At 67.0% G+C, this 23,501-nt stretch carries 23 protein-coding genes; 16 read left to right on the top strand and 7 right to left on the bottom strand.

Features of this window, described 5'->3' with window-relative positions; translation table 11 throughout:
• Positions 1-27 precede the first annotated feature (27 nt).
• From U4960_RS15865 to U4960_RS15900, 8 genes are all read left to right on the top strand, one after another.
• Positions 28-549 carry a GNAT family N-acetyltransferase gene (locus U4960_RS15865; protein ID WP_324261573.1) on the top strand — a complete coding sequence of 174 codons (522 nt, stop codon included), beginning with the start codon at positions 28-30 and terminating at the stop codon, positions 547-549.
• A gap of 22 nt (positions 550-571) precedes the next feature.
• Positions 572-1,525 carry an SDR family NAD(P)-dependent oxidoreductase gene (locus U4960_RS15870; RefSeq protein WP_324261574.1) on the top strand — a complete coding sequence of 318 codons (954 nt, stop codon included), beginning with the start codon at positions 572-574 and terminating at the stop codon, positions 1,523-1,525.
• A 236-nt stretch (positions 1,526-1,761) separates the two neighbouring features.
• Entirely contained in the window at positions 1,762-2,916 is a 1,155-nt protein-coding gene (gene ispG, locus U4960_RS15875; protein ID WP_324261575.1) for a flavodoxin-dependent (E)-4-hydroxy-3-methylbut-2-enyl-diphosphate synthase, read from the top strand.
• Positions 2,913-3,626, top strand: a complete 714-nt coding sequence (locus U4960_RS15880) for a hypothetical protein (protein WP_324261576.1) — start codon at positions 2,913-2,915, stop codon at positions 3,624-3,626. The genes ispG and U4960_RS15880 overlap by 4 nt, the downstream gene beginning before the upstream one ends.
• A 2-nt stretch (positions 3,627-3,628) precedes the next feature.
• Complete coding sequence (locus U4960_RS15885) at positions 3,629-4,174, top strand: manganese efflux pump MntP (RefSeq protein WP_324261577.1); 546 nt, start codon at positions 3,629-3,631, stop codon at positions 4,172-4,174.
• Between the two features lie 5 nt (positions 4,175-4,179).
• On the top strand, positions 4,180-5,109 hold the full coding sequence (locus tag U4960_RS15890) for a histone deacetylase family protein (RefSeq protein ID WP_324263135.1): 930 nt from the start codon (positions 4,180-4,182) through the stop codon (positions 5,107-5,109).
• Positions 5,106-5,597, top strand: coding sequence for a thioredoxin family protein (locus U4960_RS15895; protein WP_324261578.1), 492 nt, complete (start codon positions 5,106-5,108; stop codon positions 5,595-5,597). The genes U4960_RS15890 and U4960_RS15895 overlap by 4 nt, the downstream gene beginning before the upstream one ends.
• A gap of 117 nt (positions 5,598-5,714) precedes the next feature.
• Complete coding sequence (locus U4960_RS15900; protein ID WP_324261579.1) at positions 5,715-6,431, top strand: murein L,D-transpeptidase catalytic domain-containing protein; 717 nt, start codon at positions 5,715-5,717, stop codon at positions 6,429-6,431.
• Between the two features lie 8 nt (positions 6,432-6,439).
• On the opposite strand, the gene U4960_RS15905 is transcribed toward U4960_RS15900, so the two are convergent.
• The gene (locus U4960_RS15905; RefSeq protein WP_324261580.1) at positions 6,440-7,834 is read right to left on the bottom strand and encodes a L,D-transpeptidase family protein; all 1,395 of its coding nucleotides are present in this window, start codon (positions 7,832-7,834) and stop codon (positions 6,440-6,442) included.
• 177 nt (positions 7,835-8,011) lie between these two features.
• Between U4960_RS15905 and U4960_RS15910 the strand changes: the two genes are divergently transcribed.
• The 4 genes from U4960_RS15910 to U4960_RS15925 all read left to right on the top strand — a co-directional run bounded on the left by U4960_RS15910 (position 8,012) and on the right by U4960_RS15925 (position 13,308).
• Positions 8,012-8,893: a DMT family transporter gene (locus tag U4960_RS15910; protein ID WP_324261581.1), complete on the top strand. Its 882-nt coding sequence runs from the start codon at positions 8,012-8,014 to the stop codon at positions 8,891-8,893.
• A 186-nt stretch (positions 8,894-9,079) separates the two neighbouring features.
• A complete protein-coding gene (gene acnA, locus U4960_RS15915; protein WP_324261582.1) occupies positions 9,080-11,752 on the top strand; it encodes an aconitate hydratase AcnA in 2,673 nt (890 codons plus the stop codon).
• Positions 11,749-12,180 carry a rhodanese-like domain-containing protein gene (locus U4960_RS15920; RefSeq protein WP_324261583.1) on the top strand — a complete coding sequence of 144 codons (432 nt, stop codon included), beginning with the start codon at positions 11,749-11,751 and terminating at the stop codon, positions 12,178-12,180. The genes acnA and U4960_RS15920 overlap by 4 nt, the downstream gene beginning before the upstream one ends.
• 102 nt (positions 12,181-12,282) lie before the next feature.
• Positions 12,283-13,308, top strand: coding sequence for a hypothetical protein (locus tag U4960_RS15925; protein WP_324261584.1), 1,026 nt, complete (start codon positions 12,283-12,285; stop codon positions 13,306-13,308).
• Between the two features lie 559 nt (positions 13,309-13,867).
• On the opposite strand, the gene ruvB is transcribed toward U4960_RS15925, so the two are convergent.
• From ruvB to ruvA, 3 genes are read right to left on the bottom strand one after another with little or no spacing between them, the layout of a single operon-like run.
• The gene (ruvB, locus tag U4960_RS15930; RefSeq protein ID WP_324261585.1) at positions 13,868-14,896 is read right to left on the bottom strand and encodes a Holliday junction branch migration DNA helicase RuvB; all 1,029 of its coding nucleotides are present in this window, start codon (positions 14,894-14,896) and stop codon (positions 13,868-13,870) included.
• The gene (locus U4960_RS15935; RefSeq protein WP_324261586.1) at positions 14,893-15,477 is read right to left on the bottom strand and encodes a hypothetical protein; all 585 of its coding nucleotides are present in this window, start codon (positions 15,475-15,477) and stop codon (positions 14,893-14,895) included. The genes ruvB and U4960_RS15935 overlap by 4 nt, the downstream gene beginning before the upstream one ends.
• Positions 15,474-16,082, bottom strand: coding sequence for a Holliday junction branch migration protein RuvA (gene ruvA / locus U4960_RS15940; protein WP_324261587.1), 609 nt, complete (start codon positions 16,080-16,082; stop codon positions 15,474-15,476). Before ruvA ends, U4960_RS15935 begins: the two co-directional genes overlap by 4 nt.
• A gap of 409 nt (positions 16,083-16,491) precedes the next feature.
• Between ruvA and aroC the strand changes: the two genes are divergently transcribed.
• A complete protein-coding gene (gene aroC / locus U4960_RS15945) occupies positions 16,492-17,559 on the top strand; it encodes a chorismate synthase (RefSeq protein ID WP_324261588.1) in 1,068 nt (355 codons plus the stop codon).
• Between the two features lie 22 nt (positions 17,560-17,581).
• Here aroC and U4960_RS15950 read toward each other — a convergent pair whose 3' ends face one another.
• Genes U4960_RS15950 through U4960_RS15960 form a run of 3 tightly spaced genes read right to left on the bottom strand, consistent with a single transcriptional unit; the run spans position 17,582 to position 20,075 of the window.
• Positions 17,582-18,187, bottom strand: a complete 606-nt coding sequence (locus U4960_RS15950; RefSeq protein WP_324261589.1) for a Smr/MutS family protein — start codon at positions 18,185-18,187, stop codon at positions 17,582-17,584.
• Complete coding sequence (gene mltA, locus U4960_RS15955; RefSeq protein ID WP_324261590.1) at positions 18,184-19,377, bottom strand: murein transglycosylase A; 1,194 nt, start codon at positions 19,375-19,377, stop codon at positions 18,184-18,186. The genes U4960_RS15950 and mltA overlap by 4 nt, the downstream gene beginning before the upstream one ends.
• A gap of 35 nt (positions 19,378-19,412) precedes the next feature.
• Positions 19,413-20,075, bottom strand: a complete 663-nt coding sequence (locus tag U4960_RS15960; RefSeq protein WP_324263136.1) for a Tim44/TimA family putative adaptor protein — start codon at positions 20,073-20,075, stop codon at positions 19,413-19,415.
• A 221-nt stretch (positions 20,076-20,296) separates the two neighbouring features.
• Between U4960_RS15960 and secB the strand changes: the two genes are divergently transcribed.
• Genes secB through trpS form a run of 3 tightly spaced genes read left to right on the top strand, consistent with a single transcriptional unit; the run spans position 20,297 to position 23,450 of the window.
• On the top strand, positions 20,297-20,818 hold the full coding sequence (gene secB / locus U4960_RS15965) for a protein-export chaperone SecB (protein ID WP_324261591.1): 522 nt from the start codon (positions 20,297-20,299) through the stop codon (positions 20,816-20,818).
• 28 nt (positions 20,819-20,846) lie between these two features.
• Positions 20,847-22,418 (top strand): murein biosynthesis integral membrane protein MurJ, encoded by a 1,572-nt coding sequence (murJ, locus tag U4960_RS15970; RefSeq protein ID WP_324261592.1) that lies wholly within the window; start codon positions 20,847-20,849, stop codon positions 22,416-22,418.
• A 15-nt stretch (positions 22,419-22,433) separates the two neighbouring features.
• A complete protein-coding gene (trpS, locus tag U4960_RS15975; RefSeq protein ID WP_324261593.1) occupies positions 22,434-23,450 on the top strand; it encodes a tryptophan--tRNA ligase in 1,017 nt (338 codons plus the stop codon).
• The last annotated feature ends 51 nt before the right edge of the window (positions 23,451-23,501 follow it).

Below are 23,501 nucleotides of genomic sequence, written 5' to 3' on the forward strand. Positions count from 1 at the left end.
CGCGCACCGGTTTACGACTGCGTCCCGATGAACCTGCGCCCTGTTACCTCCGCCGACGTTCCCGCGCTCGCCCTGCTCGGGCGGGAGAGCTTCGTCGCCGCCTTCGGCCACCTCTATTCCGAGGCGAACCTCCAGACCTTCCTCGACATGGTCTATTCCGACGAGGCCGTGCGGGGCGAGGTGGAAGGCGGCGAATGCATCCATCAGCTGGCCGATGACGGCACCCGCCTGCTGGGTTTCGTCAAGCTGCGCTACCCGAGCTGGTATGCGGACGATTCGCCCACGGGCGTGCGCGATCCGATCGCGCTCGGCCAGCTCTACACCCAGCCTGATGTGACCGGGCAGGGCATCGGCGCCGCCCTGATGGACTGGGCCATTGCCGAGGCACGGGCGCGCGGTCATGATGCGATCCAGCTCTCGGTCTGGGCCGAGAACTTCGGCGGCCAGCGCTTCTACGAGCGTTACGGCTTTGCCAAAGTGGCCGAGATCGACTTCTGGGTCGGCGACCACCGCGATGACGAATTCCTCTACGAGCTGCGGCTCGGCTGAGGTCACCCAAGGGAGAGAATGCATGGCCGGATACGGAGCAACCACCACTGCCGACGAAGTGCTGGCAGGCATCGACCTTGCCGGGCAGACCGTGTTCGTGACCGGCGGCGCCTCCGGCATCGGGCAGGAGGCGGCCCGCGCCATGGCAGCGCGCGGGGCACGGGTGGTGCTGGCGGCACGCGATCAGGCCAAGCTCGATGCCGCAGCGGACTCGATCCGCGCGGCGGTTCCGGGGGCCAGCGTGGAAACGATCGTGGTCGATCTCGCCTCGCTCGCCAGCGTGCGCGCCTGCGGGGCCGAAGCGGCACAGCGTTTTCCCGTGATTGACCTGCTGATCAACAATGCCGGGGTGATGGCCTGCCCCCACGGCGAGACGGCCGACGGCTTCGAGCTGCAGTTCGGCACCAATCACCTGGGCCATTTCCTGCTGACGAAATACCTGGCGCCGCTGGTCGAAGCGGGCCGGGGCAAGCGGATCGTGAATCTCTCCAGCCTCGCCCACCACTATGACCGGGTCCATTTCGACGATCCCAATTACCGCGCACGGCCCTACGACAAATGGGAAAGCTACGGCCAGTCGAAGACAGCCAACGTGCTGTTCTCGGTTGGCCTGCAGCAGCGGCTTGCAGCGCGCGGGTTCGATATCTTTGCGGTCCACCCGGGCGGAATCGCCACCAATCTCGGTCGCCACCTGACCGAACAGGATGTGGCGGAGATGATGGCCCGGATCCAGGACCGGGCCGGTGGCAGCTTCAGCTTCAAGACCATCGAGCAAGGCGCTGCCACGACCTGCTGGGCAGCAACAGCGCCGGACCTGACGGGCAACGGCGGGGTCTATTGCGAGGACTGCCACGTTGCGCCGGTTGACGATGTCGACCCGCGGGGCGGCGTCCGTTCCTACGCGGTAGATCCGGACGCGGCGGAGCAGCTCTGGACCCTGTCGGAAGAGCTGGTGGGCGAGGCGTTCAGCGTCTGAACGCCAGCGTCACCGCCGCCTTTGCAGCAGCGGCGCAGGCGCATTTCCTACCGCGCGCGGCGGTGCTAAGGGGGGGCGATGCACGCGCCCCTCGCCAAACCCCGCCATGCTCGCCACATAAGCCCGGCAGGCGCGCTGGCGCGCTGCAACTTTTTTGACACAGGACAGTGTAACATGTGGTCCATGTCTCTCGTGAAGTCCCCCTTGAACACCCTATCAGGAAGCCGGTCAGTCCGATGAGCGAAATCCGCCCCTGGCGCACGATCATGCGCCGCCAGTCGCGCCAGATCATGGTCGGCAACGTGCCAGTGGGCGGCGACGCGCCGATCACGGTCCAGACCATGACCAACACCCCGACCGAAGACGCGGTGGCGACGATCGACCAGATCCGCCGCTGCGAGGAAGCCGGGGCGGACATCATCCGCGTCTCCTGCCCGACCGAGGAATCGACTGCCAGCTTCCGCAAGATCGCCAAGGCAGCGCAGGTGCCGCTCGTCGCCGACATCCACTTCCACTACAAGCGCGCGCTCGAAGCGGCTGACGCCGGTGCCGCCTGCCTGCGCATCAACCCGGGCAACATCGGCTCCTCGCAGCGGGTGGCGGAGGTCGTCCGCGCAGCCAAGGCCAACGGCTGCGCGATCCGCATCGGGGTCAATGCCGGCAGCCTCGAGAAGGACCTGCTGGAGAAGTACGGCGAGCCTTGCCCCGAGGCGCTGATCGAAAGTGCGCTCGACCACATCAAGCTGCTGCAGGACCACGACTTCCACGAGTACAAGGTGGCGGTGAAGGCGAGCGACGTGTTCCTCGCCGTCGCCGCCTATCATGGCCTCGCCGAAACCGTCGACTGCCCGCTGCACCTCGGCATCACCGAAGCGGGCGGGCTGATCGGCGGCACGGTCAAGTCGAGCATCGGCATCGGCAGCCTGCTGTGGGCGGGCATTGGCGATACCATCCGCGTCAGCCTCTCCGCCGAGCCGGAGCAGGAGGTCAAGGTCGGCTTCGAGATGCTGAAGGCCCTGGGCCTGCGCACCCGGGGGGTGCGGATTGTCTCCTGCCCCAGCTGCTCGCGCCAGGGCTTCGACGTGATCCGCACGGTCGAGGCGCTGGAGAAGCGGCTCGAGCACATCAAGACGCCGATGAGCCTCTCGGTGCTCGGCTGCGTGGTCAATGGCCCCGGCGAAGCGCGCGAGACCGACATCGGCCTGACCGGCGGCGGCGCGGGCAAGCACATGGTCTACCTTCGCGGAGTGACCGACCACCACGTGCAGAGCGAGGCCATGCTCGACCACATCGTCAGGCTGGTGGAGGACAAGGCCGCCGAGATCGAGCGCGGCGAAGCAACCGCCTTCGACCCCCATGCAGCGCCAGCACCTGCGGTAGCGGCTGAATGATTCGCGACACGTTCGCCCTGTTCGGGCAAACCTTGCGTGATGGCATTCGCATCTGGTGGCTCGCACCACTCATTCCCGCGCTGGTGGTGGTGCCGGAGTTCTTGCAACACGTCGCCGAGATCCGCATCGGGATGTTCGACAGCCGCGAGGCGGCACGCACGCTGTCTGACGATCCCCGGCGTATGGTGTGGGGCTATCTCAAGATCGCCGGACTCGTGCTGGCGTTTCTCGCGTCCATCCGGTTCTGGGGCGCGTGGGAGCGAGGCCAGCGATGGTGGGATGTGCGCGGCGTGGCATGGAAGGGTTTCCTGGTTGCCATCGCGCTGCTGGCGGCCACAAGCCTTCCGGGTACGCTGGTTGAACCAAGCATTGGGGCTGAGAGAGCCGGATACATCGATATCGCGCTGGCTCTGGCGACACTGCCCCTGATGGTCATGCTGGTTGCTGCCCTTGGCGGAGCAAGGGAGGCAAGCCTGCGCGACTACTTCCGCCACGGCTGGTGGCCGGCGGTGCGCATGCTGCTGTTCGCTGCGGCGACATGGGCTCCGCTGCAATGGCTGCATGTGCAAAACCACATGTGGGCCATGGGGCAACACGATGCGGTGGTCTGGGCATTGATGGTGTTCGATTCGCTGGTTGTCGGTTTGCTTGCGACCATGGCGGGCACGGCGTTCCATCACGGAGGCCAGATCGAGCCGGTCGTTCGCTGACGATGTTCGCTGTTTTCCTGCTTGCCCTCGCGCTGGCGATGGATGCCTTTGCCGTCGCCCTGACCCAGGGCGCGCGGTTCCGGCCGGGCTGGCGCGGCGGGGCGGCCATCGCGGGCACTTTCGGGCTGTTCCAGGGGATCATGCCGCTGATCGGCTGGGGGATCGGGGCCTTTGCGCTGGCCTATGTCGCGGCGGTGGACCACTGGATCGCGTTTGGGCTGCTCGCCTTCCTCGGGGTGCGGATGCTGCGGGGTTCAGGCAGCGATGACGCGGAGGGCGCGGCCCTGACCGGCTTGGCTCTGCTGGTTGCCGGCATTGCTACCAGCATCGACGCGCTGGCGGCGGGTGTGACCCTGCCCACCCTCGATGTCGCCCCGCTCACAGCCGGGCTGGTGATCGGGCTGGTCACGCTGGTGCTGAGCGGCCTCGGCGTCATGTTGGGGCGCAGGGCAGGCGACCGGTTCGGGGCGTGGGCAGAGCGGCTTGGCGGAGTGATCCTGATCGCGCTCGGCGTGAAGATCCTCGCCGAACACACCGGATACCTGTGAGCGCCATGTTGCACGTCGTCCACCATGTCGATTACGCCCCGCCCGCACCTGCACGCGGCACCTTCCGGTTCGACAAGTACCGGCTGGTAATGGAGGAACTGCGCAGCAGCGGCATCCCGCTGACCGAACACGCGCCTGAGCCAATGCCGCGCCGCTGGCTGGAGGCAGTCCATTGCCCCATCTACGTGGATGAGGTGTTCCGCGCTGCCGTGCCGCCGGACAAGGAACGCCGGATCGGCTTTCCGGTGACAGAGCGGATCGCGGCGCGGGTGCAGCACACCAACGGCGGGACATACCTCGCCGCGCGCCTCGCCATGGCGCACGGCTATGCCGCCAACAGCGCGGCGGGCAGCCACCATGCGCTGCACGATACCGGCGCGGGCTATTGCGTGCTCAACGATCTGGCCGTCGCCGCCAACCGTCTGCTCGCTGAAGGCCACGCGCGGCGCGTGCTGGTGGTCGATCTCGACGTCCACCAGGGTGACGGGACCGCCAGCCTGCTCGCGGGGCGGGAGGACGTGTTCACCTTCTCGATGCACGCGGACAAGAACTTCCCCGTGCGCAAGGCCCGCTCCAGCCTCGATGTCGCCCTGCCCGACGGCATGGATGACGCGGCTTACCTCGCGGAACTGGCGCGGCACCTGCCCGCGCTGCTTGACCGGTTTGCGCCCGACATGGTGCTCTACCAGGCCGGGGTTGACCCCCATGCCGACGACAAGCTGGGCCGCCTCGCGCTCAGTGGCAGCGGGCTGGCAACGCGCGATTGCATGGTGCTAGGCGAGGCCCGCGGGCGCGGCATTCCGGTCGCCAGCGCCCTCGGCGGCGGCTATGGCGCAGACGTCCGCGCGGTCGCGGCCCGCCACGCCGCCTCGATGATTGCCATGGCCCGCGAGAACGCCCGCCACCCTGCCCCCACGTTCAAGGACACTGCATGACCCGCCTGCTCCTGCTGCTCGGCGCTCTGGCGCTGGCCGGATGTGCCACCACCGGCGCACCCAAAACCGGTCATCCGGAAGCCCGATCCTACAATGCCGCACCTGATGCCGTGGCGGCGGTCGATGCCGCGCTTGTCCGCGCAGCCGAGCGCGGCACGCGGGTGCTGGTCGTGTTCGGCGCGAACTGGTGCCATGACAGCCGCGCGCTGGCCGGATGGCTGGAAACGCCGCGCTTTGCCGCGCTGGTGGCGGAGCGGTACGAGCTGGTGTTCGTCAATGTCGGGATGCCGCAGACGGGCGACGGGCATAACCTTGGCCTGGCACGCCGGTTCGGGCTGGATGCCGTGCCCGGAACCCCTGCAGTGCTGGTGCTGCGGAGCGATGGCCGCGCGCTCAACCTGGATAGCGCCGCTTCATGGCGCAACGCCGCCAGCCGCAGCGAAGAGGCGATCTTCGCCGAGCTCCTGGCGCTGGCAGACCAGGTCTGATCAGTCGAGCTGTCCGGCGCCACGCCGGCGGAACAGCGCGGCGTCTGGACCTCCCCGCCATTTGGGGTATGCTCCGTTCACCTGTCCGTCACCGATTCCCGTGCTACAATGGCCTGCATGAACAGACGCGATCTCCTCAAGGGCACCCTTGCCACCGGCGCAGCACTGACGCTGCCTGCCGCCGTGCCTGCCATGGCGCGCGGCGGGCTGGCGCGGGATGCAAAGCTGGTCGAGATCGCAAAACAGGCGCAGCAGCGGGCGGGCGACCTGGTGTGGCGGCATGACGTGGTCGGCATTGCCGACTTCGGCCTCGCCAGTACCGAGCCTCGGATGCACCTGGTCTATCTCGACGCGGGGCGGATCGATTCCTACCTTGTCAGCCATGGTGACGGGTCGGACCCGGAGCATGACGGCTGGCTCAACTGGTTCTCCAACGACCACGATTCGCACTGTACCAGCGAAGGCACCTACATGACCTACAGCTGGTATGTCGGGCGGTTCGGCACCTCGATGCGTCTGGAAGGGCTCGATCCCACCAACAACAATGCGCTCGACCGGGCCATCGTGATGCACCCGGCGCGCTATTCGGAGCGTTCGCACCTCGACAAATGGGGCAAGCTCGGGCGCTCCAACGGCTGCTTCGCCATGGGCTTCGATGACTTCCAGCGCGCACTGGTCGACCTCGGCGGCGGGCGCGTGCTCCATGCAGGCCGGTTCGGGCTTACCCCCGATGGTTCGATAGCGGCCCGCCCGGTCCAGCAGCTGGGCGAATTGCGAGCGCTGATGCCCAATCCTGCGCGCGGGGGCGATATCCTCCAGGCAGGGTCTTACTGAGCGGCGCTTCAGGCGCGGGGATCGTCCAGGATCTCGATCACTTCTTCGTCGGTCACTCGCGGGCGGTCAGCCACCCGCGGCGCGTCGAGCGAGGCGAGCACCGGCGCATCGCGCCCGTAGATGTCGCCGAAGCTGCGCAAGGTCCCGTCAATGTCGGTGCCGTAGGTGAAATAGGTGATGTAGACCGGCATCTTCTTGGTGAAGGGAACGCGGGTGTACTTGCCCGATTTCAGCGTGGCGACGCCTTCGTCCGCCGTCAGCCCGGCCTGCAGGATCGAGAGCGTGATCGCCAGCTCGGTCGCCCGCTCGGTCCGCACGCAGCCATGGCTCAATGCCCGGTTGGCGGACGCGAACAGGTTGCGGTTGGGCGTGTCGTGCAGGAAGATCGCGTGCCGGTTGGGCATGTCGAGCTTCATGAAGCCCAGTGAATTGCCCGGGCCCGGCTGCTGGACCACGGTGACAAAACCGTTAGCGCCCCGGGTAGCGGTATATCCGGCTCTTTTCGCCCAGGCTGGGTTGCCCAGCACGCGCGCGCCCAGCCCTTCGCCCTTCACGATGGACTGCGGCACGGTCCAGGTGGGGTTGAAGATCACGCCCTCTACCGATTCGGCCAGCTGCGGCGTTGCCTGCCGCCCCGGCTTGCCGACGATGGTGCGATAGGTCCGCACGATCTTGTCTTTGACCGTCAGGCGCAGCTGGAACTCCGGCACGTTGGTCATCAGGTACTGCGAGCCGAGATCGCGCGCCAGCCAGCGCCAGCGGTCCATGTTGGCGCGGATCAGCTTGCGCTTGGCACCGTCACTGGCCGGAGTGGCGGCAAGCGCTTCGCGCAGGCGCGCGTAGTCAGGATGGACCGGCGCAACCGACTGCAGCACGGCGGCAAAATCGCCCGAGGCAAGCGCTTCGGCCATCAGGCGCCCGGTCGGCATCCGGTCCGCATCCGGGTCCATCACGAACCATTGCTTGCGGTGCGACATCGGCGTGCGACCGTCTCGCATGTCCTCGATCAGCCAGGCGAATACCCTGGCCGCCTCGCGGTCAAGCGCGATGCCCTGCCCGGCCGCCATTGCGGCGCGCAGGGCGGGCAGGTTGTAGTCGGCCGGGTCCAGCCCTTCAGCCTTGATGCCTTCGGCAAGGGCGAGCAGGGCAGCCGCCTGTTCGGCCGTCCAGCTTTGCAGCACCGGTTCCGGCGCCGGTGCGGGCAGTGGCTGGACCTGGGTGGGCTGAACCTGCGGCTGTTGGGGCGCCGCCACCGCGTCGCTGTCTGCCTCCACCGGCTGCTGCACGATCGCCCGCTCGGGCGGCAGGAGGTTGGTCGGTACGCTTTGAGCCAGCGCAGCCGCAGGCACGGCGAGCGCGGCCGTCCACATCAGGGAAAGGCGGATAGGTGCGGCGAAAGACATTGAAAACCCCTGCGACCGGGCCAGACAAGGCGCGGGTCATGTGACCGGATACGCCAAGGCTTGCCCCAATTCGTGCCCCTCATCAAGCATCGTCCCTTGCTCTATCGTGAATTGCCGCTTCGCGCGTGACGTGTTGGCGCGTGACCTGGCCGGTCCGTCTGCCTAAGGGGCAAACCGATGAACAGCCGCAGCGCATTGGCCCCGGTCCTGGCGACCGTGATCGGTATCGGCCTGTTCTCGGCGATGGACGCCTACATGAAGGGCGCCGCGCTGGCGGTCGGTGCCTACAGCGCCGTTCTGCTGCGCAATGTGGCCGGTACCCTGCTGGTGCTGCCCTGGTGGCTGTGGAACGGGCGGCAGATACCGGCGCGCGCCACCTTGCGGGTCCATGTGAAGCGGAGCGCGGTTGTCGCCGTCATGGCGCTGGCCTTCTTCTTCTCGCTGACCCGCCTGCCGCTGGCCGAAGCCATCGCCCTGTCGTTCATCGCCCCGCTGATCGCGCTTTACCTCGCCGCGCTGCTGCTGGGCGAGACCGTCGAGCGCAAGGCGGTGATCGGCGCCGTTCTCGGGCTGGGCGGGGTGGTGGTGATCGTCGGCAGCAAGCTGGGGCGCGAGACCCTGACCGAAGACATGCTGGTCGGCCTTGCCGCCCTGCTGTTTTCCGCCCTGCTCTATGCCTGGAACCTGGTGATCCAGCGCGAGCAGGCGCTGATTGCCGGACCGGGCGAGGTGGCCTTCTTTCAGAGCGGACTGGTGGCCCTTGCCCTGCTGCCGGGGGCGCCATTCCTGCTGCAATGGCCGGATCAGGCGGCGCTGGTGCAGATCGGGACCGGGGCCGTGCTGGCAGTCGGCGCGCTGCTGACCCTGACCTGGGCCTATGCGCGGGCCGAGGCGCAAGTGCTGGTTCCGGTCGAATACACCGGCTTCCTGTGGGCCGCGCTGTTCGGCTGGCTGATGTTCGCCGAGCCGCTGACCGGCGGCACAGTGGCCGGGACCGTCCTGATCGTGATTGGCTGCTGGATCGCCACCCGCAAGCGCCCGGAACAGAGCGCGCTCTAGCCCCGCCTGCCGAAAGCCTGCACTTTGCCCGACGATAGTCGTAATTGACCCCGCCCAAGGCGGCCCGCCCTTGATTTTACCGCCGTGAAAGCGCAGGGCCGCGCCAGAGACGAGCCACCCATTTTCCGGCCCTGCCGCGCGGGTGGCGCACTGATGTAGACATCGCACGAAAGGACACTTCAGCGCATGACCCAGGTCGGCAAGGACACGCTCGGAACCCGCTCCACCCTCACCGTCGGCGGCAAGGACTACGTCTATTATTCGCTGAAGAAGGCGGCGGAGAAAGTGGGCGACGTTTCGCGCCTGCCGTTCTCGATGAAGGTCCTGCTGGAAAACATGCTGCGGTTCGAGGACGGTGGCTTCACCGTTTCCACTGCCGACGTGCAAGCGATTGCCGACTGGCAGAAGAACCCGGCAACGGGCGCGGAAATCCAGTATCGCCCGGCCCGCGTGCTGCTGCAGGACTTCACCGGCGTGCCCTGTGTGGTCGACCTTGCCGCGATGCGCGATGCGATCGCCAAGCTGGGCGGTGACACCAGCAAGATCAACCCGCTGGTGCCGGTCAACCTGGTGATCGACCACTCGGTCATGGTTGACGAGTTCGGCCACCCCAAGGCGTTCGAGGAGAACGTCGAGATCGAATACCACCGCAACATGGAGCGGTACGACTTCCTCAAGTGGGGTTCCAAGTCGCTCAACAACTTCTACGCCGTGCCGCCGGGCACCGGCATCTGCCACCAGGTCAACCTGGAACACATCGCCCAGGCCGTCTGGACCAGCCAGGACGAGAGCGGTGCGACCGTGGCCTATCCCGATACCTGCGTCGGAACCGACAGTCACACCACCATGATCAACGGCCTCGGCGTTCTGGGCTGGGGTGTTGGCGGGATCGAGGCGGAAGCCGCCATGCTGGGCCAGCCGGTTTCCATGCTCATCCCCGAAGTGGTCGGCTTCAAGCTGACCGGCGCGCTCAAGGAAGGCGTGACCGCAACCGACCTGGTGCTGACCTGCACCAACATGCTGCGCAAGCACGGCGTGGTCGGCCGGTTCGTCGAATACTACGGCCCCGGCCTTGCCTCGCTCAGCCTCGCTGACCGGGCGACGCTGGCCAACATGGCGCCGGAATATGGCGCGACCTGCGGCTTCTTCGGGATCGACGACAAGACGCTCGACTACCTGCGCCTGACGGGCCGCGAGGAAAGCCAGATCGCCCTGGTCGAAGCCTATGCCCGCGAGCAGGGTTTCTGGATCGAGCCGGGTGCAGCCGATCCCGTCTTCACCAGCACGCTGGAGCTCGACATGAGCACCGTGGTTCCCTCGCTCGCCGGGCCGAAGCGCCCGCAGGACCGAGTCGCCCTGACCGAAGTCGACGAGGTGTTCGCCAAGGACATGGCGGAGACATACAAGAAGACCAACGCCCGGGTTGCGGTGGACGGCAAGGACTTCGATGTCGGCGACGGCGACGTGATGATCGCTGCCATCACCAGCTGTACCAACACCAGCAACCCCGGCGTCATGGTCGCCGCCGGCCTCGTCGCCAAGAAGGCCGACGAGCTGGGCCTCAAGCCCAAGCCCTGGGTCAAGACCTCACTCGCACCGGGCTCGCAGGTGGTGACCGACTACCTCAACAAGGCCGGTCTCCAGTCGCACCTCGACAACATCGGGTTCAACCTGGTGGGCTACGGCTGCACCACCTGCATCGGCAACTCCGGCCCGCTGGCCGAGCCGATCAGCAAGGCAATCAATGAAAACGGGCTGGTCGCGGCTGCCGTAATCTCGGGCAACCGCAATTTCGAAGGCCGCGTCTCGCCTGATGTGCGCGCCAACTTCCTCGCCAGCCCGCCGCTGGTGGTCGCCTACGCGCTCAAGGGCACGGTGATCGAAGACTTCACCACCACCCCGATCGGGACCGGCACCAATGGCCAGGACGTGTTCCTGAAGGACATCTGGCCGACCAACGACGAAGTCACCACCACCATGAATGCGTGCATGGACCGCGCCATGTTCCAGGCGCGCTATGCCGATGTCTACAAGGGCGACGCGCACTGGCAGGCGATCAACGTCACCGGCAGCGAAACCTACCAGTGGCGCGCGGGCAGCACCTATGTCGCCAACCCGCCGTACTTCGATGGCATGTCCATGACCCCCGAGCCGGTGACCGACGTGATCGAGGCCAAGCCCCTGCTGATCCTGGGCGATTCGATCACCACCGACCACATCAGCCCGGCCGGCAGCATCAAGGCCGACAGCCCGGCCGGCCAGTGGCTGATCGAGCACCAGGTCGCCAAGGCCGACTTCAACTCCTACGGCGCGCGGCGCGGGCACCATGACGTGATGATGCGCGGCACCTTTGCCAACATCCGCATCCGCAACGAAATGGTCCCTGGCACCGAGGGCGGCTTCTCCAGCTACAAGGGCGAGACCATGCCGGTCTATGACGCGGCGATGAAGCACAAGGCCGATGGCACCGCGCTGGTGGTGATCGCGGGCAAGGAATATGGCACCGGCTCCAGCCGTGACTGGGCGGCCAAGGGCACCAACCTGCTGGGCGTGCGCGCGGTGATCGTGGAAAGCTTCGAGCGCATTCACCGGTCCAACCTGGTCGGGATGGGCGTGCTGCCGCTGCAGTTCAAGGATGGTGACACGCGCGAAACGCTCGGCCTGACCGGGGATGACAGCTTCACCATCAGGGGCCTGGCCGAGATCCAGCCGCAGCAGGACGTGACCGTGGAAGTGACCCGCGCTGACGGGTCCAGCTTCACCTTCACCGCGCTGTGCCGGATCGATACCGCCAACGAGCTGGAGTATTTCCGCAACGGCGGCATCCTCCACTACGTACTGCGCAAGCTGGCTGCATGATGCGGCGCACTCTTGCCGCACCGGCGCTCGCCGTCCTGCTGCTGGCGGGGGCCTGTTCCCCTGCCGTCGGGGCGGCGGACGATGCGGCAGTCGTGCCCGATTCGGGGGCCGGCGTGGTAACAGTGGGCACTGCGGAACTCGCGGCTCTCGTCGCTTCAGGCAAAGTCCGGCTGATCGACGTGCGCACACCCGAAGAGTTCGCCGAAGGCAGCATCCCCGGTGCGGTCAACGTTCCGCTCGACCGGTTCGACCCGGCTGCGATCGTGGATGAACCGGGCAGGGAAACCGTCCTGTTCTGCCGCTCCGACCGCCGTTCCGGCGTGGCAGCCGAACAGCTTGCGGCGCACCGCGATGCCACCGTGCGCCATCTGGATGGCGGGATCCTCGACTGGATCGCGCAGGGCCAGGAGGTCACCCCCGCGCAGTAGCGCGCCTCAGGCCCGGAGACAGAAAAAGGGCGGCTCCTTCGCAGGGGCCGCCCTTTTTCTGTATGCTCCGAAGCCCGTGCGGATCAACCGCCGCGGATCACCTTGAACTTGCGCCGCCCCAGGATCGCCGCTGCCGCAGCGCCGAACAGGATCATCATCGGCGGGGCCGGGACCGGGGTACCGCCCGTAGTGTTCCCGGAGGTGTTACCCGAAGTATTGCCGGACGTGTTGCCCGAGGTGTTTCCGGACGTATTGCCCGAGGTGCTGCTGACATTGCCGGACGAGCTCGTGCTGCTGGTAATGTTGCCCGACGAGCTGGTGCTGGTCGACACGTTGCCCGATGTTGAGCTGGAACTGGTCACATTCCCCGAGGTCGAGCTGGAGGTGGAAGATGACGTCGAGGACGAGCTGGACACGTTGCCCGACGAACTGGAGCTGACGTTGCCGGACGAGCTTGAGCTGACATTGCCCGACGAGCTGGAACTGGCGTTGTTGCCCGAGCTGGACGAAACATTCCCGGAGCTGGACGAGACACTGCCCGAGCTTGAGGATACGTTGCCCGAGCTCGACGAGACATTGCCCGAGCTCGAGGATACGTTGCCGGAGCTGGTGCTCGTGCTGCTGGTCACGCCGCCGGTCGAGGTCGAGACGCCACCGGTCGAGGTCGACACCCCGCCAGTGCTGGTGGAGGTCGAAACGCCGCCGGTCGAGGTCGACACCCCGCCGGTGGTCGAACTGCTGCCGCCCGTCGAGCTGGTGGTGGTCGAACTCAGGCCGCCCGTCGTAGTGGTCGACGTAAGCCCGCCGGTCGAGGTCGAGGTCGACGTGCCACCGCTGGTGTTGTTGTTGTCGATAATGATGTTGATGCCGCTGGTGCTGCCGCTGGTCGTGCCATTGCTCGTGCCGCCGGAGGTGGTGGTGGTCGAAGTAATGGCCACGGACCCGCCCGATCCGCCGCTGCCGCCCACGAAGCCGCCGAAGAAGCCGCCGCCGAAACCGCCACCGAAACCGCCGCCGCCGCCAACCACGGTGACCCCGCTGCCGCCGCCACCGCTCACCGGAGGAAGCGCGGGCAGGGGAAGCGGCATCGGCATCGGCGTCGGCATGGCTGCCATGGCATACTGGTAGGCCGGCGCGCATTCTCCGTATGGGTTGGCGCCATATGCATTGGCGCTGCCGGGAATGGTGCGCGATCCGTCCGTGTAGCCGAGGGGCTGCGGAACGATCGTGCCCGGGCCTGCCGGAACGCATTCGACAGTCGGCCGGACGACGCGCCGCTTGCGCTGCACGGTCTTGGGCACCTGCCGCTTGGCGGTCTTCTGCTTGACATAGCGCGGCTGGCTCTTGACCGACTTGTACGACGGCCGTTCCGTCGCCATCGGTTCAGCGACGTGAACCGCGCCTCCTGCTAGCAGCGCTGTGCCCGCGGCAGTCGCGGACAGTTTCGCCAGGGCCAATTTTACCGACAAGGGCAAGCTCTCTTGTTGCATCCGGGTCGTGGGTGGAAACGGCGGCTCCGCCCCCATGAACACGCCCTGTGGCAGCAAGAAGCGACCAAGTCCTTAAACGGGCAATCACATTAACCATGAATTGGCAGCCCGGCGGCAAAAAAGCGCGCCGATTTCCGGCCCTTCGCCGGGACTGTCCCGTTATGGAACCGAACTGGCGGCAAAACCCAACGAAATCATTAATCTTCCGGGCCGAACAGCGGGGTCTGGCTCCCGGCCGGGGGGCGCATGTCGAGGTGATTCCATCCCGCATCGTTGAGGCAGCGGCCGCGCGCGGTGCGGGCAATCAGGCCCAGCTGGATGAGGTAAGGCTCGATCACTTCCTCCACCGTATCACGCGGCTCGGCGAGGCCGGCGGCCAGCGTTTCCACTCCCACCGGGCCGCCTTTGTAGACCCCTGCGATCATGGTGAGATAACGCCGGTCCATCGCATCGAGGCCAAGCCGGTCGATCTCCAGCCGGGTCAGCGCGGCATCGGCAATCGCGCGGGTGACGAGGCCGTCCCCCGCAACATGGGCGAAGTCGCGCACCCGGCGCAGCAGCCGCCCGGCCACCCGGGGCGTGCCCCGGCTGCGCCGCGCAATCTCGCGCGCGCCCGCGGGATCAATCTCCATGCCGAGCAGCCGCGCGCCGCGCGTCACCACCAGGTCAAGCTCCTCGTGGGTGTAGAAATTGAGCCGCACCGGGATGCCGAACCGGTCCCGCAAGGGCGTGGTCAGCAGCCCCTGCCGGGTGGTCGCGCCGACCAGGGTGAACGGCGGCAGGTCGATCCGCACGCTGCGCGCCGAGGGCCCTTCGCCGATGATCAGGTCGAGCGCGCGGTCCTCCATTGCCGGGTAGAGCACTTCCTCGACCACCGGATTGAGCCGGTGGATCTCGTCGATGAACAGCACGTCGTGCGGTTCCAGATTGGTCAGCAGCGCGGCCAGATCGCCCGCCTTGGCGATCACCGGGCCGGAGGTGGCGCGGAAACCGACCCCCAGTTCCTTGGCGACGATCTGCGCCAGCGTGGTCTTGCCCAGCCCCGGCGGGCCGAAGAACAGCACATGGTCCATCGCCTCGCCCCGCCCGCGCGCGGCTTCGATGAACACGCGCAAGTTATCCCGCGCCGCCTCCTGCCCGATGAACTCGCCGAGCGATTTGGGCCGCAGCGCAGCGTCCGGGTCCTCCGGCTGGCGAGCGGGGGAATGGAGGGGTTGGTCGGTCATTTTCCTACCTCCGGTTGCGCCACACTTTCATGCTGCTCAGATTCGAACTGAACCATTCCAACGCCGCCGCAGATCAAGCCAACGAAAAAGCATGCTGCAGACGCCCAACCTCCAATCCGTCCCAGCTTTTCAAGCCGGGAGGACTTTCCCAGCTCAGACGCTAATTCAGCTTCAAACTGTTCATTTCTCACTCCGTCGTCGACAACCGACATCCAGTACCCAATTTGCCGCTGTAGGGGCATCAAAGAAGCCATGATTGCATGCTGCGCAAAGACCGCAACCAGAAGTGCGCAGGCAATCCCGAGGGCAAAGGCCGCCCCTCCGAAAAGACGCTCAATCAACGCAATTCCTGTAGCTTGAACAATTGCGAGCAAACCTCCCCCATTCAGCGCAAGCAGCGATCCAACCAGCCACTTAAATGAGTGCGAGTGCTGCTCCCATGCGACTGCTCGCATGAACTTTAGACTTTCGATTTCTTCTTTTGCGGCCTCTTTGATCCACGATACGGAATCGACCGCAGAACTACCGTTCTCAATTCCTTGGGCATCGGGAGGATTTGATACGGAAAACTGAGAGCTCACCCCGCCGCCCTCTTCAACGCAACCCTTATCAACTCGCTCTCACTCGCGCCTTCGCCCAGTTCGCCTTGCGCCAGGGCTACGGCGCGGGCGGCGGTGGCGGGTTTGAAGCCGAGGTTTTCCAGCGCGCTGACCGCGTCGGCACTGGCGGCTCCGGCTTGCGAGACGGCGCTCACCGGCACTCCGGCCATGCCGCCACCCGGCATCCCGCCCGCCTTGTCCTTCAGCTCGTTGACGATCCGGCCGGCCAGCTTCGGCCCGACCCCGTTGGCGCGGGCGACCATCGCCGCGTCGCCTTGCGAGCAGGCCGCCTGCAATTCACCCGCCGACAGGGCGGAGAGGATCGCCAGCGCGACCTTGCTGCCCACCCCCTGCACCTGGGTAAGCAGGCGGAACCAGTCCCGCTCACCGCTGTCAGCAAAGCCGAGCAGGCGCATGTCGTTCTCGGAAACCTGCAGGTCGGTGTAGAGCGTGCAGGCCTCGCCCCGTTCGCCCAGCGCGCTCAATGTCTTGGCCGAGCAGTGGACGAGGTAGCCCACGCCCGCCACGTCGATCACCGCCCAGTCGGTGCCGGTTTCGTCGAGCAGGCCCTTCAGCTTCGCAATCATCGCTATCTTTCTGCGCTACCGCTTCGCTGCTTGAGCGCGTTTTGTTCCTGCCGCAAAGCACGCGGTTTGGCCAGTGCGGCGGGCGCATTATCGTCAACCGCAGCCAGACGGCGCGGGCCGCCTGACACCTGCTTGACGAAGTTGACGCCTTGTCAAGCGAGTCCAACATTTATAACTGACTGGTTTATCGTATTTATTTTCCAAACACCATCCCGAATGCTGCGAGGGGAGCCCCCCGCCCCCTCTCCGTCATTGCGACGTGCTGCAGGCGGGCCATCGGGCTACGGTGCCAGATCGCGCGCTTGTAGGAAAACGGTTCTTCGCCCCTCCTTTGCGTCTTGGTGCGCACGAAATAATCCTATGCGCTGACAGATTGGACAGCCGCCCGAAGTTGCGCCAAATGCCTGCCATGAGCTGGAACACTTTCGGGCGGGTTTTCCGCATGACGACCTGGGGCGAAAGCCATGGCCCCGCATTGGGGGCGGTGGTGGACGGGTGCCCGCCGGGGCTCGTCCTCGATGAAGCCGCGATCCAGCCGTTTCTGGACGCGCGCCGCCCGGGGCAGAACAAGTTCACCACCCAGCGCAACGAGCCGGACCAGGTCCGCATCCTGTCCGGCGTGTTCGAAGGGCGCACCACCGGCACGCCGATCAGCCTGATGATCGAGAACACCGACCAGCGCAGCAAGGACTATTCGGAGATCGCCCAGGCCTATCGCCCGGGCCATGCCGATTATGCCTATGATGCCAAATATGGCCTGCGCGATTATCGCGGCGGCGGGCGTTCCAGCGCGCGCGAAACCGCGGCGCGGGTGGCAGCAGGCGCAGTGGCGCGGCTGGTGATCCCGGAGGTCTCCCTGCTCGCCTATGTGGCCGAGATCGGCGGCGATGCGGTCAACCCGGCCAATTTCGATGCCGGTGAAATCGGCAACAACCCGTTCTGGTGCCCCGATGCCGCTGCAGCGCAGCGGTGGGAGAAGCTGGTGGACGAGGCCCGGCTGGCAGGCTCCTCGCTCGGCGCAGTGGTCGAATGCGTCGCCACCGGGGTGCCCGCCGGATGGGGCGCGCCGATCTATGCCAAGCTCGATGCCGATCTGGCCGCCGCGATGATGGGGATCAATGCGGTGAAGGGCGTGGAAATCGGCGACGGCTTCGGCGCCGCGCGCCTCTCGGGCGAGCAGAACGCCGATCCGATGCGCGCGGGAGAGAATGGCCCCGAGTTCGCGGCCAACCATGCGGGCGGGATCGCGGGCGGGATCAGCACCGGGCAGCCGGTGGTTTGCCGGGTCGCGTTCAAGCCAACCAGCTCGATCCTCACCCCGGTACCCTCGATCACCCGCGATGGCGCAGAAACCGAGGTCCGCACCAAGGGGCGGCACGATCCCTGCGTGGGCATTCGCGGCACCCCGGTGGTGGAGGCGATGATGGCGCTGGTGCTGGCCGACCACAAGCTGCTGCACCGGGCGCAGTGCGGATAAGATAACACGCCCGGGCGGTGCCCTACCGCCTCCGTTTGAGCACCAGGTAGAGCGCGCCTTCGCCCCCGTGGCGGCGGTGGGCCTTGCGGATCGCGGCAATGTCGCTCCCGTGCGGCCCGGCGGCGAGCCAGTCGAGCAGCTTGGCCCGGATCGCCCCGCGCCGATCCCCCCGGTCCGCCGCTTCGACCGGGCGCGGCTTGCCCGCGATCACCAGCACCACCCGCGCGCCCAGGGCCTTGGCCTGCATGAGACCGTCATCGAGCCGGTCATGCGCCGAATCAAGCGTATGGCCATGCAGGTCGAGGGTGAAATCGGGATCGATCGACCCGGCTTTGAATCGCCGCTCCCAATGGGAATCGAGACCGGTATCGGCGCGCACGGGAGCCGGGGCCAGAGCCGGGACCCGAGCCGGGGCCCGAGCAGGAGCAGGCGCGACAGACGCCTTGACCGGGCGGCTCGCGGGCCGGGGCACGGGCGCGGCAACGAGCGGCTTGCTCTCCACCCGGATGGCCTTGGCAGGCTGCGCCGCCGCCTTGGCCTTTCGCACCGGGTGGAGCGGCTTGACCGTTGCCGCCACCTTGTCCCAGGCCGAAGCTTCTTCCGGGGTCAGGCCGCGCGGATGGCTCATTCGCCGTTGAGGCGCGCGACCGTGCCCTTGGGCAGCAGCACCAGCGCCGTACCGCGCGCGCTCATTCCGCCGGCGATCACCCGGGCATCCTCCCCCGCGCCCCAGAACGTGTCGAACCGGTTGGGGCCCTTGATCGCGCCGCCGGTATCTTGTGCCACCCACAGCCCGTTCGCTTCGGGCCGGTCGACCTCCAGCCAGACCGGGGCGCCATAGGGCACGAAGGCCGGATCCACCGCCACCGAGGCTTCCCGCCGCACCGGCACACCGATCGAGCCCACGGGTCCGTCGCCGGTGAGCTCGCGGAAGAACACGTAGCTGCGGTTCTGGTGCATGACCTTGCGGCCTTCTTCCGGGTTGTCCCGGATCCAGGCCATCAGCCCCTGCATCGAGCCGGGATATTGCCCCGGCCCGCTGCCGAGCACCCCGCGTTCGCGCAGGATCCGCCCGATCGCGACATATTCGCGCCCGTTCTGCCCGGCGTAGCCAATGCGAATTACCTGCCCTTCAGGGGTGATCAGCCGCCCGGAGCCCTGGATCTGGAGGAAGAACAGCTCGACCGGGTCAGCCGCCCAGGCCAGCTCCAGCCCGCGCCCGGCAAGCGCGCCGGCGTCGATCTCCGCCCGTTCATAATAGGGGACGAATTGTCCCGACGGCAGCTTGCGCCCCAGCGGCGGGCGGCCGGTCCGCTCACTGACAGGGATTTCTTCGTGCCAGCCGCGTTCAAGGTCAGCCGGCAGGGCATAGACCGGCACTTCGTAGCCCGGCCTGCGGGTGCGGCTGCCAGCGATTTCAGGCTCGTAATAGCCGGTGGCAAAGGCTTCCCCGCTGCCGACCCGGGCAGTCTCGAAATGCTCGATGAAGAACTGGCTGGCCCGCGTGACGGGCCAGGTACGCGCCGCCTCGCAGGCTGGCATCCAGTCGGCAGGGTAGGTCAAGCCGCTGGCATCAGGCCGTTTGGTCAGCACCGGACAGGATTCGGCAAAGGCGGCCAGCGCAGTCCCGGCATCGTCGCGGCCGGGTGCCAGGGCACCAATGCTCGGGCCGCGCACGACACCGGCGAATGCGGCGCTCGACACGGCTCCGGCAGGCGGCTGGGCCGGGCCGACCGGGCGCGGCGCTTCTCCTCCGGGGACAAGGCGGCAGCCCGCCAGCAGAAATGCCGCTGCCAGACCCGCCGCAATCCGTCTCACCGGAAACGCCCCCCGTTTCGTTGCCTGCTGCTGCCTCAGCCTTCGTCGGTCTCGTCCAGCACCCAGTCAGGCGCGGACGAAGTCACGTCGCGGCGGAAGGTCCAGACATCGCGGCTGACGATGGCATCGTCCAGCGAACCGGCAATGATCGTGCCATCACGGTCACGGGTGACCGCAGCGATATCCGCCACGAAGCGCACCGCGACCCGCGCCACCTTGCCATCCAGCGTGGCCGAGTGGATGGTTGCTTCCTCGATCCGGATCAGCGCGTTCTGCATCGTTTCGCCCGCTTCATCACGGGCGGTGATGGCGGCATCGAAACCGGCGTAGACATCGTCATCGCACAGCTCGCGCAAGGTCGCGCGGTCACCGGTCCAGAAGGCTTCCAGCACCATCCCGTAGGCACCCTTGGCGCCTTCGAGGAACCCGGTGATGTCAAACTGGCGGTCCGCCGCCGCGATGGCGCGGACGCCGCGTTCCACTGCGGGCAAGACGGCATCGGCCTGCTCGCCCTGCGCGGCAGCCACCGGCGTCAGCGCCGGGCGCGGCATGGCGGCGGGCGGAGGTGCGCCATCGGGCCCTTCGAACCGGTTGGGCACATGTTCTTCCTCGTGGTCAGCGCGCTGGCCCAGCACCGAATAGAGGCGCAGGCCCAGAAAGGCGGCTATCGCAGCGAGGATGACGATCTCGTAGATCACAGTCAAAATCCGTTCATCAATGTGGAGCAGCGCCGCTCCCACGCGCTCCGGTCCAGTCCCCTTCGTGCCCTATATGGCGCGGGTTTTCAAATGAACAACGCGGAGCGGCGGGAAAATGTCCTGCGTTGCGGCACGGCGCACACAGTGCTAGGCGGCCCGCCGAACCACCGCTGCCCCCACCGGGCAGCGCCCGCAAGACTGGCACGAAAGCATCCCAGACCATGGCCGACGAAGGCGATATCCTGACCGACATCAATCCCGATCCGCTGCCCAACGGCGCCGACACGACCCCGGCAGCCGGCCTGATCTCGCAGTACATCAAGGATCTCTCGGTCGAGAATCCGAACGCGCCGCAGGCGTACCAGTGGACCGAAGCGCCGCAGATCGACCTGCAGCTCAACATCGGCGCCCAGCCGGTCAGCGACGAAGTGCACGAAGTCGAGCTGAAGATCACCGTCACAGCAAAGGCCCAGCAGGGCAATTTCTACATCGTCGAGCTGGCCTATTGCGGCCTGGTCGGGATGCGCAACCTGCCCGACGAGCAGGCCCATGCCTTCCTCTATGCCGAAGCGCCGCGCATCCTGTTCCCGTTCGCCCGCCGCATCGTGGCCGACGCCACGCGCGATCTCGGCTACCAGCCGCTGCTGCTCGACCCGATCGACTTCAACGGCCTCTATTTCCAGCGCATCCAGGAACAGGCTGCGGCTGCCGGCGGAGCCGGTGCCCCTGCGGCAGAAGCCTGAGCGCACCCGGCAAGCGCGGGCCTGATCAATGAGCCTGCTCCGTAACGTCGGCACGATCGGCGGGCTGACTCTGGTCAGCCGCGTATTTGGTTTCGTGCGCGACATGATGCTGGCCCGGGTGCTCGGGGCGGGCGGCGTGGCCGATGCCTGGCAACTGGCCTTCCAGCTGCCCAACATCTTCCGCCGCCTGTTTGCCGAAGGGGCCTTCGCCAGCGCCTTCGTGCCGCTGTTCAACCGGCGGATGACGCGGGACGACGACATATCCGAAGCGCGGCGCTTCGCCGAGGACGTGCTGGCGGTGCTGATCCCGATCCTGATCGCCTTCGGCGGGATCGCGCTGCTGGTCATGCCGTGGATTGCCGGGCTGTTCGCCAACCAAGGCACCACGGGCGATCCGGCCCTGTTCGATCATGCCGTGCTGATGGCGCGGATTGCCTTTCCCTATCTGGTGTTCATGAGCCTGGCGACGCTGTTTGCCGCCGTGCTCAATTCGCTGTCGCGCTTTGCGGCAGCGGCGGCGGCACCGATCCTGCTCAACATCTGCCTGATCACGGCGCTGACCTGGGGCGCGTTTCAGCCCGGCGGCGAAGCGACCCGGATGGCGGTCGGGTTCTGGCTGGCGGTGGCAGTATCGGTTTCCGGGCTGCTGCAACTGCTGTGGCTGTGGTTCTGGATGCGTCGCTCCGGCTTCCGGCTGGCATTGCGCCGCCCGCGCCTGACCGCGCAGGTCCGGGAACTGGGCGTGCTGATCGTGCCGGCCGTGTTCGGCGCGGGCGTGTACCAGATCGCCCGTTTCATTGACCTGTTCTTCCTCTCCAACCTGCCAGACGGCAGCTACACCTATCTCGCCATGGCGGACCGGTGGAACCAGCTCCCGCTCGGCATTATCGGCATTGCCCTGGGCACCGCGATCCTGCCGGCCCTGTCGCGCCATCTGGGGCGGGGCGAGCCGGAGGAAGCCTCGCGCCTGCAATCGAACGCGATCGAGCTCGCCATGCTGCTGACCATCCCGGCTGCGGTGGCGCTGTTCGTTACCGGCAGCGCCTTTACCCGGGTGTTCTTCGTCGGCGGGGCGTTCACCCTGGAGGATGCGCTGGTGACCGGCACCGTGGTCGGCGGGCTGGTGATCGGCTTGCCCGCCTATGTGCTGGTCAAGGTGCTGACCCCCAACTTTTTCGCCCGCAAGGATACCCGCACTCCGGTCTATACCGCCGCCGCCAGCCTGACGGTCACGGTCTTGCTCAACTTCTTGCTGGTGCCGCGGCTGGGCGTGCTGGGGCTGGCGATCGCCGGCTCGATCGGGGCGTGGTGCAACGTGGCGCTGCTCTATGCCCTGCTGGCGCACAAGGGGCATTTCCACCTGCCCGGCCGGATCATGGGGCGGATTGCCCGGATCGTGCTGGCCGCAGCTGTGATGGGGGCAGCCTTGTGGTTCCTGATGGCCCCGCTCGACCCGATGTTCAGCGGCACCGCGCTGGAGCGGGCAACCGCCATCCTCGCCATCGCCGGCGCGGGCCTTGCCAGTTTCGCCGCTGCCGGTTTCCTGCTCGGCATCCTCGACAAGGCGACCGTGCAGCGCCTAATGCGCCGCCAGAGCTAACCCACAGGACAGATCATGCGCGTCGTTTCCGGCATCCAGCCCACGGGCAACCTGCATCTCGGCAATTACCTGGGCGCGATCCGCAACTGGGTGCGGATGCAGGATTCGATGCCTGAAGGGGGGCAGTGTCTTTACTTCCTCGCCGACCTCCATGCCATCAGCCAGCCGCACAATCCGGCCGAGCTGCGCGCCGCGACGCTGGAGATGACCGCCGCACTGGTCGCCTGCGGGATAGACCCGGATCGCTCCATCCTGTTCAACCAGGCGCAGGTTCCCGCCCATGCCGAGCTGCAATGGCTGCTCAACGGCACCGCCCGGATGGGCTGGCTCAACCGGATGACCCAGTGGAAGGACAAGGCCGGCAAGAACCGCGAAGGCCAGTCGGTCGCCCTGTTCACCTATCCCGTGCTGCAGGCGGCCGACGTGCTGCTCTATCAGGCCACCCAGGTGCCGGTGGGCGAAGACCAGAAGCAGCACCTGGAGCTGGCGCGCGACATCGCGCAGAAGTTCAACAACGATTTCTGCGCCGACGATGCACCGGTGTTCACCCTGCCCGAGCCGATCGTGCCGCTCGAAGCCGCGCGGATCATGAGCCTGCGCGATGGCAGCGCCAAGATGTCCAAATCCGATCCGAGCGAGATGAGCCGGATCAACCTGATCGATGATGCCGACACGATCATGCAGAAGGTCCGCAAGGCCAAGACCGACCCCCAGCCGCTGCCCGGCGAAGCAGCCGGGCTGGCCGGGCGGGCGGAGGCGCTCAACCTCGTGACGATCTTCGGCGCGGTGACCGGGCAGCCGGTTGACCAGGTGCTCAGCCAGTTTGCCGGACAGGGGTTCGGCGCGTTCAAGCCCGCCCTGGCCGAGGCGCTGGTGGAAACGCTTGGCCCGATCAACACCCGGTTCCGCGCCCTCCGGGATGATCGCGAAGCGCTGGACGCGATCCTCGCGCGCGGCGCGGCACGGGCACGGGACATGGGCGGCGCAACCCTGACGGCCACCTATCAGGCGCTGGGGCTGGTCCGCGGCTGAGGCTTTTGCCCCGTATTCAAACCCGGTTCAGGCCATCTGCTTTACAGCACG

Origin of the sequence: Altererythrobacter sp. H2 (assembly GCF_035319885.1) — a bacterium.
In the GTDB taxonomy this organism is placed as follows: domain Bacteria; phylum Pseudomonadota; class Alphaproteobacteria; order Sphingomonadales; family Sphingomonadaceae; genus 34-65-8.

Bases quoted from the DNA above. Each gene is read 5' to 3' on its own strand.
- ispG (WP_324261575.1), top strand. From the start codon at position 1,762: ATGAGCGAAATCCGCCCCTGGCGCACGATCATGCGCCGCCAGTCGCGC.
- U4960_RS15880 (WP_324261576.1), top strand. From the start codon at position 2,913: ATGATTCGCGACACGTTCGCCCTGTTCGGGCAAACCTTGCGTGATGGC.
- U4960_RS15910 (WP_324261581.1), top strand. From the start codon at position 8,012: ATGAACAGCCGCAGCGCATTGGCCCCGGTCCTGGCGACCGTGATCGGT.
- U4960_RS15865 (WP_324261573.1), top strand. From the start codon at position 28: ATGAACCTGCGCCCTGTTACCTCCGCCGACGTTCCCGCGCTCGCCCTG.
- U4960_RS15900 (WP_324261579.1), top strand. From the start codon at position 5,715: ATGAACAGACGCGATCTCCTCAAGGGCACCCTTGCCACCGGCGCAGCA.
- U4960_RS15950 (WP_324261589.1), bottom strand. From the start codon at position 18,187: ATGAGCCATCCGCGCGGCCTGACCCCGGAAGAAGCTTCGGCCTGGGAC.
- U4960_RS15885 (WP_324261577.1), top strand. From the start codon at position 3,629: ATGTTCGCTGTTTTCCTGCTTGCCCTCGCGCTGGCGATGGATGCCTTT.
- U4960_RS15895 (WP_324261578.1), top strand. From the start codon at position 5,106: ATGACCCGCCTGCTCCTGCTGCTCGGCGCTCTGGCGCTGGCCGGATGT.
- U4960_RS15905 (WP_324261580.1), bottom strand. From the start codon at position 7,834: ATGTCTTTCGCCGCACCTATCCGCCTTTCCCTGATGTGGACGGCCGCG.
- U4960_RS15890 (WP_324263135.1), top strand. From the start codon at position 4,180: ATGTTGCACGTCGTCCACCATGTCGATTACGCCCCGCCCGCACCTGCA.
- secB (WP_324261591.1), top strand. From the start codon at position 20,297: ATGGCCGACGAAGGCGATATCCTGACCGACATCAATCCCGATCCGCTG.
- aroC (WP_324261588.1), top strand. From the start codon at position 16,492: ATGAGCTGGAACACTTTCGGGCGGGTTTTCCGCATGACGACCTGGGGC.
- U4960_RS15920 (WP_324261583.1), top strand. From the start codon at position 11,749: ATGATGCGGCGCACTCTTGCCGCACCGGCGCTCGCCGTCCTGCTGCTG.
- trpS (WP_324261593.1), top strand. From the start codon at position 22,434: ATGCGCGTCGTTTCCGGCATCCAGCCCACGGGCAACCTGCATCTCGGC.
- murJ (WP_324261592.1), top strand. From the start codon at position 20,847: ATGAGCCTGCTCCGTAACGTCGGCACGATCGGCGGGCTGACTCTGGTC.
- U4960_RS15870 (WP_324261574.1), top strand. From the start codon at position 572: ATGGCCGGATACGGAGCAACCACCACTGCCGACGAAGTGCTGGCAGGC.
- acnA (WP_324261582.1), top strand. From the start codon at position 9,080: ATGACCCAGGTCGGCAAGGACACGCTCGGAACCCGCTCCACCCTCACC.
- ruvB (WP_324261585.1), bottom strand. From the start codon at position 14,896: ATGACCGACCAACCCCTCCATTCCCCCGCTCGCCAGCCGGAGGACCCG.
- ruvA (WP_324261587.1), bottom strand. From the start codon at position 16,082: ATGATTGCGAAGCTGAAGGGCCTGCTCGACGAAACCGGCACCGACTGG.